The following is a 12,155-nucleotide window of genomic DNA, read 5'->3' on the forward strand; positions in this document are numbered from 1 at the left end:
CATCAGATGTACGTCCTGATCTCCTCGCCGAAGACTGTTCGGGCTTCTTCTCGCCACGATCCGACGAGCGGGTCTCCCTCGGCCACGAACCGACGGAGATCAACGCGGGTCACGTCGAAGACCTGGCACTCGTTGCCGGTCCACCGCCGGACGAGGTCACCGAGGCGGACGACGACGTCCGTGTCGACGGCCTCCTCGAAGACGACGAGGAGGTCCAGGTCGGACGTCGGCGTCGCGGTGCCTCGGGCAACTGAACCGAAGATCGAGACCGAGAGGACCCCGGCCTGCGCCGACGCGACGTACGCGCCGATCCGACGTTCGAGTTCGTCGCCGGCTTCGAGTCCGAGTTCCACCGCCGGCCAGAGCAGGTGTTCCCGGTTGACCCGGTAAGCAGAGTGCTGCAGACCGCGCTCGACCTGCACGAGCCCTGCCGCCTCGAGCTTGTCGAGCGCTCGTTTGATGCCGGTGTGCTGCGGAGCGCCCGCGACCCGCGCAACCTGTCGTCCGGTCATGCCCGAATCGGTCCGGGCGAGGACGCGGAGCGCGTCGGCCTGTGTGGCTCCCAGCAGCGTGGCGAGTGGTTGTGCGAGTTGCATGTCGATTCCTCCGCGGGGAGTGTACCGCTCAACGGTACAAGTGGTGCGTTCCTGTGTACACAGGACAGGCGCCGGGACGCGGTGAGGGAACACGTGTCGCCCAACGTGGGTTGCATCGAGGGATGACTGCAACCGGATCGACCGAACCGACCCCTGCCCGCCGCGAAGCCCTGGTCGTCGGAGCCAGTGGCATCACCGGTTCCGCCCTGGTGCGCCACCTGCTCGACCTCGGCTGGGACGTGACGGCACTCTCCCGCCGACCGCTCGCCGAACAGGGCGTCCGGACCGTCGCGGCCGACCTGCGCGACCCGGAGAGCCTGACGGCCGCACTCGCCGACGAGCACCCGACCCACGTCTTCTTCACCGCCTGGCAGCGGCAGGACACCGAGGCGGAGAACATCCGCGTGAACGGCGGCATGGTCCGCGACCTGCTCGCGGCACTGTCGCACGCTCCGCTCGAGCACGTCGCCCTCGTCACCGGCCTGAAGCACTACCTCGGCCCGTTCGAGGCGTACGCCGCCGGCGAGATGCCCGACACCCCCTTCCACGAGGAGGAGCCGCGCCTCGACACCCCGAACTTCTACTACGCGCAAGAGGACGAACTCTTCGCGGCCGCCGAGCGCCAGGGGTTCACCTGGTCGGTGCACCGCTCCCACACGGTGATCGGGCACGCCGTGGGCAACGCCATGAACATGGGCCTCACACTCGCCGTGCAGGCCACGCTGGCGAAGGAACTCGACCTGGACTTCGTGTTCCCCGGCAGTGAGGCGCAGTGGAACGGCCTCACCGACATGACCGACGCCGGCATCCTCGCCGAGCACATGGTGTGGGCCTCGACGTCACCCGAGGGTGCGGACGAGCCGTTCAACATCGTGAACGGTGACGTCTTCCGGTGGCGCTGGATGTGGCCGCGCCTGGCCGCGCACCTCGGTGTCGACCCCGCGCGCGTGGTGGGCTACGAGGACGCTCCGCGACCGCTCGAGGAGCAGATGGCGCCGTACGAGTCCGAGTGGGCCGGCATCGCCGAGCGCCACGGTCTCGCCGAGGCGGACATCACCCGGCTCGCCTCGTGGTGGCACACCGACGCCGACCTCGGTCGAGCGATGGAGGTCGTCACCGACATGGGGAAGAGCCGCGACGCCGGGTTCACGGCGTTCCGCCGGACCGAGCAGGCCTTCGCGGACCTGTTCGCCCGGTACCGGGCGGACCGGCTCATCCCCTGATCGGGGAGGGCGCCGATCAGAAGGCGTACCGGATCCGGCACGACGGCAGGTGCTCGGCCACGAGCTCGCGGAAGCGCTCGACGAGCTGCCCCTTCATGCCGGACCGGTAGCGCACGTTCACGGCACCGTTCTGGGACACCTTCTGCTCCTGCAGGTCCGGACGCCACAGCAGGTCTTCGGCCTTGGGATGCCACCCGAGGTTGACCTCGTGCAGGGGCTGGTTGTGGGTCAGGAAGATCACCTCGGCAGCGAGCTGCGCCTTGGCGGCCGGGGACAGCACGTCGTCGACCTGCCGGAGCAGCTCGGCCCAGTCCGACTCCCACGTCGGCGTGAGGATGACCGGCGAGAAGTTCAGGTGGACCTCGTACCCGGCGTCGACGAAGTCGTTCACCGCGGCGATGCGCTCGGCGATCGGGCTCGTGCGGATGTCGGTGACCTTCGCGGTCTCGTGCGGCATCAGTGAGAAGCGGATCCGGGTCCGGCCCATCGGGTCCCAGTCGAGCAGGTCGCGGTTGACGTACTTCGTGGCGAACGAGGCCTTGGCCGTCGGGGTCATCCGGAACAGGTCGCAGAGGTCGCGGACGTTGTCGCTGATCATCGCGTCGACCGAGCAGTCGCTGTTCTCGCCGATGTCGTAGACCCAGGCTTCCGGGTCGCACTGGTTCGGTTCGGTCTTCGGCCCCTGCTTGGCGATGTTCCGAGCCACGTGCTTGGTGATCTGGTCGATGTTCGCGAACACCGTCACGGGGTTGCTGTAGCCCTTACGACGCGGCACGTAGCAGTAGGCGCACGCCATCGCGCAGCCGTTCGCGGTGGACGGTGCGATGAAGTCGGCGGAGCGACCGTTCGGCCGGGTCACCAGCGACTTCTTCACGCCGAGCAGGAGCGCCTCGGTCTTGATCCGCACCCAGCGCTGGACGTTCCGTTCGTCGCCGTGCACCTCGGGGATGTTCCAGTGCGACTCGACCGGGACGATCTCGGCGTCCGGCCAGCGCCCGACGATCTCCTGCCCACGCTGCAGTTCGAGCGCGGCCGGCTCGGCGTAGATGCGTCGGACGTCGAGCATCGGGCGGACGCGTTCGTGGCTCATCGGCTCCTGTCTACCCGGCACCACCGACGGTGCAGACTCGGACCATGACCGCCGAACCCGACGACCACTTCTTCGTCGTGGACGGCCGACGCTGGCGCCGCACCGACCCCGCCCTGCCCGAGGAGCTCGCCGCCGCACTCCGCTCCCACCTGGGGCGCGGGCGCAACGCCGTGAAGACCGCGAAGCGCGCGGGCGACGACGAGGCCCTGGCGGCGGCGCGGCACCGGAACGGCGTGGCCAAGCACGGCCTGGGCGAACGCGGCCCCGAGTGGTGGAGCCGCCCAGAGGCCGACCGGATCGCCGACGCCGAGCGCGCCCTCGCCGACCTGGACGCCCTGCCGTGACCACGATCCGTCCACCTCGACTGGACCGCACCCTGACCGCCGTCGTCTTCGGCCCGGTGATCATCGGGACCGGAGTCACACTCGCGAGCGTGGCCTTCCTGCCCGGAGCATCGGTAAGGGTGTTCGTCTTCATCCTCGGTGCCGCCTTCATCGCCGGCGGGACCTGGGCCACGGCCAGGCTCCGACGCGTCGCCGTGCACCTGTGCGACGACACCCTCCGGTACTCCGGCTTCCTCTCGTCGTGGACCGCACCGCGTGCGGGGATCACCGCGGTGCTCGACGACGCGTTCGTCGAGTGGCGCGACGATCACGGGGCCGAACACCGACGGCAGATCTGGATGCTGACCCGAGCATGGGAGGACGACGGCACGAAGTTCGCTCCGCTCTGGCGGTGGCGACGCGAGGCACTCCTCGAAGTTCGAGCGTGGGCGGCGGCTCGCGAGGTCCGAAACGTCCCATAACGCCCGCGATGGGGAGCAGAATCGGGCGTACCTGGTCGAAACTTCCGACCAGGTACGCCCGATTCGACCAGGTACGCCCGATTCGACCAGGCGGCGCGGCTAGGCCTCGGTGTGCCCCAGGTCGGGCTCGACGAGCAGGCACGCGGTACGGGAAGCGGCGGCGTGCAGTTCGAGCACGACGAGCTCGTTGCGACCGTGGCGGAGCACCGGCCCCGGGATCGCCAGGGTCTGCTGCGGGCCCCGCGACCAGTACCGACCGAGGCAGAAACCGTTGACCCAGGCGACACCCTTCCGGAACCCGTCGAGCGACAGGTACCGGTCGTCCACGGTGTCGAGGTCGAACGAGCCAGCTGCGAACGTCGGTCCGGCGAGCACCTCGCCACCGGTCGGAGCGACCTCGGACAGCGCGGTCACGGCGGCCGGCGCGATGGGGTCGAGGGCGAGCGGCGATGCCGTCCACCGGGCGACCGGGACGCCGTCGATCGAGACGCCGCCGATCAGGCCCTTCGGCTCACCGATGCGGATGCCGTAGTCGACGCGGCCCTGGTCCTCGACGAGGAGCTCGAGCGTGCCGGTCACCGACGGCAGGGCGATGGCGCGGTCGTGGTGCTCACGCTCCAGGACCCCGACGACGACACCGTCGGCCGACACGATCGCTCGGTCGCGCACCTCGGTGCCGACGGTCAGCACCCCTCCGGTGGGCAGGTCGACCTCGGCGCGGTAGGCGACGAAGCCGCTCGCGGCCCCGAGGGCGTCGAAGGTCGGCGGCTCGTCGTGCGCGGACCACGTCGTGAGCGTGGGCAGCAGGGAACGGAGCGACGCGACGCGGTCCAGACGGACGGCGAGGTCCGTGGCGGGGGTGATCCGGGCCTCCAGGCCGTCGCCGGACGCGGCCACGGGAACGAGGCGACCCGATCCACCCGGCTCCATCGTCGCGGGCAGCGGCGGGACGGGCGCGTAGCGCGCGATCACCGAGCGGAACGCGTGGAACTTCGACGTCGGCCGCCCGGCCTCGTCGAGCGGCGCGTCGTAGTCGTAGGACGTCGCGATCGGGCGGTAGACGCCCTTGTCGTTCGCGCCGTTCGTGAAGCCGAAGTTCGTGCCGCCGTGGAACATGTAGATGTTCACCGAGCCGCCGGCTGCGAGCAGGACGTCCAGGTCCTCGGCACTGGCGGACGCCGGCGTGGTGTGGTGGTGCTCGCCCCAGCTGTCGAACCAGCCGTCCCAGAACTCCGAGCACATCAGGGGTCCGGTGGGCTGCGCCTGCCGCAGGCGCTCGAGCCGGGCGGCGGAGCGTGAGCCGAACGAACCGGTCTTGTGCAGTGAAGGCAGGGAACCGTCCTCGAGCATCGTGCCCATCGGCTGGTCGACGCTCGTGAAGGGGACGGTCAACCCGATGTCGCGGTGCATCTGCTCGAGTGCGCGCAGGTACTCGGGGTCGGAGCCGTAGGCGCCGTACTCGTTCTCGACCTGCACCAGGACGATGGGCCCGCCCTGGTCGATCTGCCGCGGGACCAGCACCGGGGCCAGGTGCTGCAGGTACGTCCGGACCGCCGCGAGGAACCCGGGCTCGTTGCGCCGCACGCCCACGGAACCGTCCGCGAACAACCAGTACGGCAGCCCGCCGTTCGTCCACTCGGCGCAGATGTAGGGGCCGGGGCGGACGATGGCGTGCATGCCCTCGGCGGCGACGAGGTCGAGGAAGCGGCCGAGGTCCAGGCCACCCGACAGGTCGAACACCCCGGGCGACGGCGCGTGCGCGTTCCAGGCGACGTAGGTCTCGATGGTGTTGAGGCCCATCAGCTTCGCCTTGCGGATCCGGTCGGCCCACAGGTCGGGGTGCACACGGAAGTAGTGGATCGCGCCGGAGAGGACCCGGTGCGGCTCGCCGTCGAGCAGGAAGTCGGTGTCGCCGATGGCGAAGCGCATGGTGTGGTTCTTTCGTTGCCGGCCGGGCCGGGCGTCGAGCCGGGCCGGCCGTGGAGCCGAGCCGGGCGTGGAGCGGGGCCGTGCGGACGTGTCCGCACGGCCCCGCGGGGATGCTGTCGAACTACTTCGACGAGACCGTGAAGCCCTGGTCCTTGCCGTACTTGGCGAGGGCCTTCTGCCAGGCCTCGAGGCCGGCGTCGAGCGAGGTGCCGTTCTCGTACGCCTGACCGACGGTGTCGGCGTAGACGCTGTTCGCGTACACCTGGTAGGGCAGGTAGGTGAAGTCGTTGTCCGAGGACTTCGACGCGTCGACGAGCACCTTGTTGATCTGCTGGCCGCCGAAGTACTCCGGCTTCTCGTCGAGGAACGCCGACGAGTCGAGGTCAGCGGTGGTCGACGGGAAGCCGCCGGACTCCATGAAGACCTTCGTGGACTCCTTCGAGGAGTTCAGCCACTTGAGGAAGCCCGCGGCGAGGGCCGGGTTCTTCGACTGCTTCATGACGACCTGGGCGCTGCCGCCGTTGTTCGCGGTCTGGGCGGTGCCACCGTCGTAGGTCGGCATCGGGGCGACGCGCCAGTCACCCGAGGCCTGGGCGACGCCGGACTCCAGGTTGCCGGGCATCCAGGCGCCGGTGATCATCGTGGCGATCTCACCGTTGCCGAGCTGCTTGTACCAGTCGTCGGTCCAGCCGACCGTCTTCGACAGCAGGCCCTGCTCGACGAGCTCGTTCCAGGTGCTCGTCCACTTCTTGGTGCCCTCGTCCTGCAGGTTGATGGTCACCTTGTCACCGTCGGTGGTGAAGGGGGTGCCACCGGCCTGGGCGATCATGCTCGTGGTGAAGCCGGCGTCGCCGGAGTCCGCCGCGATGTAGGCCTTCGGGTCTGCCTCGTGCAGCTTCTTGGCCGCGGTGACGTACTCGTCCCACGTCTTCGGCACGGCGATGCCGTGCTTGTCGAAGACCTTCTTGTTGTAGAACAGCGCCATGGGGCCGGAGTCCTGCGGCAGGCCGTAGACCTTGCCGTCGATCGACACCGAGCTCCAGGTGCTCTTCGCGAAGTCCTTCTCGAGCGAGTCGAAGCCGTAGCTCGACAGGTCGAGCAGCGACTCGGACAGCGCGAACTGCGGCAGGGCGTAGTACTCGACCTGGGCGACGTCGGGGGCGCCTGAGCCGGCCTTGATCGTGTTCTGCAGCTTCGTGTACTGGTCGGCACCGGTGCCGGCGTTGACGAGCTTGACCTTCACCTTGGGGTACTGCTTCTCGAACGCGGCGACCTGGGCCTTCGCCGACGGGGTCCACGACCAGTAGGTCAGGGTGCCACCGTCCTGCAGGGCCTTGTCGATGTCGTCGGCCGATCCGCCGGAGCCGGAGCCGCCGGAGGCGCACGCGGCGAGGGCGATCGCGGCGGTGACGCCGATGGCGAGGGCGCTGAGCCCGCGCCGGAGACGCTTGTTCATGGGAGTGCCTTTCACTTCTTCGTGGAGGGGGTGGTGCTGCTGTGTGCCGGACCGGGCGGCGCATGGCGGGGTCGCCGTGCGCCTGGTGTCCGAGGGGTCAGGCCTTGACCGACCCGGCCGCGAGGCCGGACTGCCAGAAGCGCTGGAGGAAGAGGAACGCGACCACGATCGGGATGATCGTGAGGAGCGATCCCGTGACGACGAGGTTGTAGATCGGCTGCGCGCCGGACCCGGTGGCCTGCGCGTTCCACTGGTTGAGGCCGACCGTCAGCGGGTACCACTTCGGGTCGCTCAGCATGATGAGCGGCAGGAAGTAGTTGTTCCAGGTGGCGACGACCGCGAACAGCAGGACGGTGACGACACCGGGCGCGAGCAGGCGGAGCGCGATCGTGAAGAAGATCCGGAACTCACCGGCACCGTCCATGCGGGCGGCCTCGAGCAGTTCGGCCGGGATCGCGTCGACCGCGTAGGTCCAGATCAGGTACATGCCGAACGGGCTGATCAGCGAGGGCAGGATGATCGCCCACGGGGTGTTGGTCAGGCCGACCTGCGAGAACAGCAGGAAGGTCGGGACCGCCAGGGCCGTGCCGGGGACCGCGATGGCACCGAGGACGACGGCGAAGACCGCGCGGCGACCGGGGAACTGGAACTTCGCCATGCCGTAGCCCGCGACGGTGGCGAGCAGGGTGGCCCCGCCGGCACCGACGACGACGTAGAGCAGCGTGTTGCCGAACCACTGCAGGAAGATGCCGTCGTTGTACGTCAGCGTGTCGACGATGTTCTGCCAGAGGTTGAAGTCCCCGCCGAACCACAGACCGAACGTGGAGAGCAGCGACGCCTGCGTCTTCGTGCTGTTCACGAGCAGGTAGAACAGCGGCGCGAACGAGTACACGACGAAGACGACCATGACCGCGGTGAGCAGGCCGGAACGCTTCGGCTTGCGTCCGCCTTCCGCGGTGCGGAGCTGCCTGGAGGCGCGGATCGAGCGGGTGCGCGGCGCACGTTGCGTCGTGGTCGCCTCGGTCACCGTGGCCGCTGCGGGCCCGGCGGGGTGCTGGATGGTGCTCATCGGTTCTCCTCGCGGGTGCCGCGGACCTGGACGACGTAGGCGATCACCGCGGTGATCACGCCCATCACGATCGCGACCGTGGCGGAGTAGTTGAACTGCTGACCGCTGAAGGACAGCGAGTAGGCGTACATGTTCGGGGTGAAGGCGCTGCCGATGACGTTCGGCGCGAGTGTCTTGAGCAGGTTCGGCTCGTTGAAGAGCTGGAAGCTGCCGATGATCGAGAAGATCGTGGCGATGACCATCGGGCCGCGGAGCGCCGGGAGCTTGATCGAGAAGACCGTGCGCATCGGGCCGGCACCGTCGAGCTCGGCCGCCTCGTACAGCTCACCGGGGACGGTGCGGAGTGCCGCGTAGAAGATCAGCATGTTGTAGCCGAGGAACTCCCACGTGACCACGTTGCCGATCGACGTCAGGACCCAGCTCGGGCTGAACGGCTGCAGCAGGTCGATGCCGAGCGCGTCGTTCGCGGCGCCCGTCAGACCGAACTGGTTGCCGTAGATGAAGCCCCAGATCAGGGCCGCGACGACCCCGGGGACGGCGTAGGGCAGGAACACCGCGATGCGGAAGAAGCTCGTCCCCCACAGTCGGGCGCTGTCCAGTGCCAGGGCAGCGACGAGCGCGAGGCCGAGCATGATCGGCACCTGGACGACCAGGAAGATCGCGACCCGACCGAACCCGGACCAGAACTTGGCGTCCTGGAAGAGCTGCACGTAGTTGGCGAACCAGACGAACTGGTTGCCGCCGATGAGCTGGTCGCGGAACAGGCTGAGCCAGAGCGCGTAGCCGATCGGCACGATGAGCATCAGGACCAGGACGACGACGAACGGGCCGACGAACAGCCATCCGGTGAACCGTCCCCGCTGCTTGGGGCGGCGGCCGGCGGGGCGCTCGGCGGTGGGGCGCGGTGCTGCCTCACCGGGGCGCGCTGCGAGCGTGCTCATGTGACTCCTTCGTCTGCTGCGTTCGGGTGGTCGATGTCGGCGGCTCGGCCCGGGCCGGATCAGGGTGTCCGGGCGGTCACCGATGTTGACGTCAACATCGAACGACGCGACGATAGCATGGCAACGTCAACATGCGCTAGCGTCCGGGGAGGCCGACCGTTCGGCCCCTCGATCCGGAAGGAGCGCCAGCGTGACGATGGAGTCCCCCGCCGGCACCCGCCGCGCCCCCTCGATGGCCGCCGTGGCCGACGCCGCCGGGGTGTCGATGCAGACGGTCTCACGCGTCGCCCGTGGCTTCGACAACGTCAGCCCGGAGACCCGCGACCGCGTCCAGCGCGCGATGGAGTCCCTCGGATACCGGCCCAACCGTGCCGCCCGCGCCCTGCGCTCCGGCCGCTTCCGCACCATCGGCGTGATCATGTTCACGCTCGCTTCCTTCGGCAACATGCGCACGCTCGAGGCGATCGCCGACGCCGCCGGGGTCGCCGACTTCACGATCACCCTGCTGCCCATGGCCTCGCGCACCGAGGCCGGCGTCCGCTCCGCGTTCTCGCGCCTGCACGAACAGGCCGTCGACGGCGTCGTGATCATCATCGAGTCGCACATCATCGACACCGCCGAGGTCGTGCTGCCCGACGGCGTGCCCATGGTCATCATCGACTCCACGGGCAGCACCGACCACCCCGCGATCGACACCGACCAGGCCGACGGCGCCCGGCAGGCCACGCAGCACCTGCTCGACCTGGGGCACGAGACCGTCTGGCACGTCGCCGGGCCGGAGTCGTCGTACTCGGCCGCCCGTCGCCTCGCCGCGTGGCAGGACACCCTGACGCGCGCCGGTCGCCCGGTCCCCCCGGTGTTCCGCGGCGGCTGGACGACCGAGCACGGCTACGAGGCCGGGCTCGAGATCGCTGCACGCCCGGAGATCACCGCGGTGTTCGCCGCGAACGACCAGACCGCCCTCGGGGTCCTGCGCGCAGCACACGAGTCCGGTCGCCCGGTGCCGTCGTCGCTGAGCGTGGTGGGGTTCGACGACTCCCCCGAGTCCGACTCGTTCTGGCCGCCGCTGACCACCGTGCACCAGTCCTTCGACGAGGTCGGCCGCCGAGCGGTCGCGAACCTGCTCGCCCAGATCGACGGCGAGCGGGTCAGCGTCGCGGCCGACCTGGTGCCGGTGCGGCTCGTCGAGCGGGCGAGCACGGCCGCGCCGCCGGCGCGCTGACGGGGCGCGCGTTTCGCGCTCCGCGACACTCCACGCGGGCCCGTTCCCGTGAGGTGTCGCCCAGGCCGTGGAGTCACCACGCGCCGGTCGGGAGGCCCGGTGCCAGGCCGCCACGGGCCTCCCGGCCGCCGCGCGGGCCACGTCACGGGCCCAGCGACAGTCCACGCGGCCGTCACCCCGTGAGGTGTCGCCCACCCCGTGAACTCGCCCCCGGCGCGCCCGCCGCGCACGCGCAACGCGCAGAGGACGTCGGGCGCGAGCGCCCGACGTCCTCTGTGCTCACTCGACGCCCGCCGTGGCGTGCGCCGAGGCGTCTTGTCAGCCGATCGAGACGGCGGTCCAGGAGACCGGCGGGAGCTCGATCGTGACGGTGTCGCCCTCGCGGCGGACCGACTCGTTCGTGCGGAGCCCCACGCGCGAGGTGTTCTCCAGGTCGTTCACGGCGTGCAGGTCGTCGTCCCAGACACCCTCGGCGTGGACGTCGCCCGTCGCACCGATGCCGGCCAGGTCGATCGTCACCGTCGTCGGCTCAGAGGGGTGGCGGTTGATCAGGAAGACCGCGGCCTTGCCGTCCTCGGACACGGTGGCGGCGGAGTCCACGACCGGGACCTCACCGTGCTTGCCGCCGTCGACCGTGTCGCCCGACGCCTTGACCTGCAGCGAGGTGCCCTGCGCCAGGCGCGAGGTGACCGAGAACGGGAAGAACGTCGTCTGGCGCCAGGCCGGGCCACCGGGCTCGGTCATGATCGGGCCGATCACGTTGACGAGCTGGGCGAGTGAGGCCGAGGCGACGCGGTCGGCGTGGCGGAGCAGCGAGATGAGCAGGCCACCCACGACGACGGCGTCGGCGACGGTGTAGACGTCCTCGAGCAGACGCGGGGCGACGGGCCACTCGTCGAGCGTGAAGGTCTTGGCCTTCGCCTCCCACTTCTTGATCGACCAGACGTTCCACTCGTCGAACGAGATGTCGATGCGCTTGTCGGACTTCTTCTGCGCCTGGACGTGGTCGGCGGCCGTGGTGACCGTCTTGATGAAGTGGTCCATGTTGGCGCCCGAGGCGAGGAACGACGGCAGGTCGTCGTCCTCCTCGTAGTAGGCGTGCGCGGAGATGTAGTCGACGTCGTCGTAGGTGTGCTCGAGGACGGTGCGCTCCCACTCGCCGAACGTCGGCATCGACGCTCCCGAGGAACCGCAGGCGACGAGTTCGAGGTCGGGCTGGATCTGCCGCATGGCCTTGGCGGTCATGGCTGCGAGCTTGCCGTAGTCGTCGGCGTTCTTGTGGCCGAGCTGCCACGGGCCGTCCATCTCGTTGCCGAGGCACCACATCTTGATGGCGAAGGGTTCCTGGCGACCGTTCGAACGACGGTATTCGGACAGTGCGGTGCCGGCGTCGATGTTCGCGTACTCGAGGAGCTCGATCGCCTCCTGCGTGCCGCGGGTGCCGAGGTTCACGGCGAGCATGAGCTCCGAGCCGACCTGGTCGAGCCAGTGCTGGAACTCGTGCAGGCCGACCTCGTTCGTCTCCGTCGAGTGCCAGGCCAGGTCGAGGCGGCGGGGGCGCTGCTCGACGGGGCCGACGCCGTCCTCCCACTTGTAACCGGAGACGAAGTTGCCACCGGGGTAGCGGATGGCGGAGACGCCGAGTTCCTTGACGAGATCGACGACGTCCTTGCGGAAGCCGTGCTCGTCGGCAGTCTCGTGGGTGGGCTCGTGGATGCCGTCGTAGACGTGGCGGCCGAGGTGCTCGACGAACCCGCCGAACAGGCGACGTCGCACCGGCCCCACGGTGAACGCGGCGTCGAGGACGAGGTGTGTGCGGGGCAT

General features: G+C 69.7%; 11 protein-coding genes. 4 read left to right on the forward strand and 7 right to left on the reverse strand.

Annotated features, from left to right (window positions below; translation table 11 throughout):
* Nucleotides 1–2: 2 nt before the first annotated feature.
* Complete coding sequence (locus ORG17_RS13585) at nt 3–596, reverse strand: nucleotidyltransferase domain-containing protein (protein WP_214526803.1); 594 nt, start codon at nt 594–596, stop codon at nt 3–5.
* A gap of 122 nt (nt 597–718) precedes the next feature.
* Here ORG17_RS13585 and ORG17_RS13590 point away from each other — a divergent pair, with 122 nt between their 5' ends.
* On the forward strand, nt 719–1,819 hold the full coding sequence (locus ORG17_RS13590; protein WP_111104290.1) for an SDR family oxidoreductase: 1,101 nt from the start codon (nt 719–721) through the stop codon (nt 1,817–1,819).
* A 16-nt stretch (nt 1,820–1,835) separates the two neighbouring features.
* Here the strand turns inward: ORG17_RS13590 and ORG17_RS13595 are convergent, their stop codons facing one another.
* Nucleotides 1,836–2,909: a spore photoproduct lyase family protein gene (locus ORG17_RS13595; RefSeq protein ID WP_214526802.1), complete on the reverse strand. Its 1,074-nt coding sequence runs from the start codon at nt 2,907–2,909 to the stop codon at nt 1,836–1,838.
* A 44-nt stretch (nt 2,910–2,953) separates the two neighbouring features.
* Here ORG17_RS13595 and ORG17_RS13600 point away from each other — a divergent pair, with 44 nt between their 5' ends.
* Entirely contained in the window at nt 2,954–3,253 is a 300-nt protein-coding gene (locus tag ORG17_RS13600) for a biopolymer transporter Tol (protein ID WP_214526801.1), read from the forward strand.
* Complete coding sequence (locus ORG17_RS13605; protein ID WP_214526800.1) at nt 3,250–3,714, forward strand: hypothetical protein; 465 nt, start codon at nt 3,250–3,252, stop codon at nt 3,712–3,714. The genes ORG17_RS13600 and ORG17_RS13605 overlap by 4 nt, the downstream gene beginning before the upstream one ends.
* Nucleotides 3,715–3,813: 99 nt before the next feature.
* Here the strand turns inward: ORG17_RS13605 and ORG17_RS13610 are convergent, their stop codons facing one another.
* The 4 genes from ORG17_RS13610 to ORG17_RS13625 form a co-directional block, all read right to left on the reverse strand.
* Nucleotides 3,814–5,643, reverse strand: a complete 1,830-nt coding sequence (locus ORG17_RS13610; protein ID WP_214526799.1) for a glycoside hydrolase family 35 protein — start codon at nt 5,641–5,643, stop codon at nt 3,814–3,816.
* A gap of 121 nt (nt 5,644–5,764) precedes the next feature.
* Entirely contained in the window at nt 5,765–7,099 is a 1,335-nt protein-coding gene (locus ORG17_RS13615; protein ID WP_173034953.1) for an ABC transporter substrate-binding protein, read from the reverse strand.
* A gap of 97 nt (nt 7,100–7,196) precedes the next feature.
* Nucleotides 7,197–8,168 (reverse strand): carbohydrate ABC transporter permease, encoded by a 972-nt coding sequence (locus tag ORG17_RS13620; RefSeq protein ID WP_027466151.1) that lies wholly within the window; start codon nt 8,166–8,168, stop codon nt 7,197–7,199.
* Nucleotides 8,165–9,109 carry a carbohydrate ABC transporter permease gene (locus tag ORG17_RS13625; RefSeq protein ID WP_214526798.1) on the reverse strand — a complete coding sequence of 315 codons (945 nt, stop codon included), beginning with the start codon at nt 9,107–9,109 and terminating at the stop codon, nt 8,165–8,167. The genes ORG17_RS13620 and ORG17_RS13625 overlap by 4 nt, the downstream gene beginning before the upstream one ends.
* Nucleotides 9,110–9,305: 196 nt before the next feature.
* Between ORG17_RS13625 and ORG17_RS13630 the strand changes: the two genes are divergently transcribed.
* Nucleotides 9,306–10,331 (forward strand): LacI family DNA-binding transcriptional regulator, encoded by a 1,026-nt coding sequence (locus tag ORG17_RS13630; protein WP_035808788.1) that lies wholly within the window; start codon nt 9,306–9,308, stop codon nt 10,329–10,331.
* A 318-nt stretch (nt 10,332–10,649) separates the two neighbouring features.
* Here the strand turns inward: ORG17_RS13630 and arfA are convergent, their stop codons facing one another.
* Nucleotides 10,650–12,155: an arabinosylfuranosidase ArfA gene (arfA, locus tag ORG17_RS13635; RefSeq protein WP_214526797.1), complete on the reverse strand. Its 1,506-nt coding sequence runs from the start codon at nt 12,153–12,155 to the stop codon at nt 10,650–10,652.

The organism is Curtobacterium flaccumfaciens pv. betae (assembly GCF_026241855.1).
Taxonomy (GTDB): Bacteria; Actinomycetota; Actinomycetes; order Actinomycetales; family Microbacteriaceae; genus Curtobacterium; species Curtobacterium flaccumfaciens.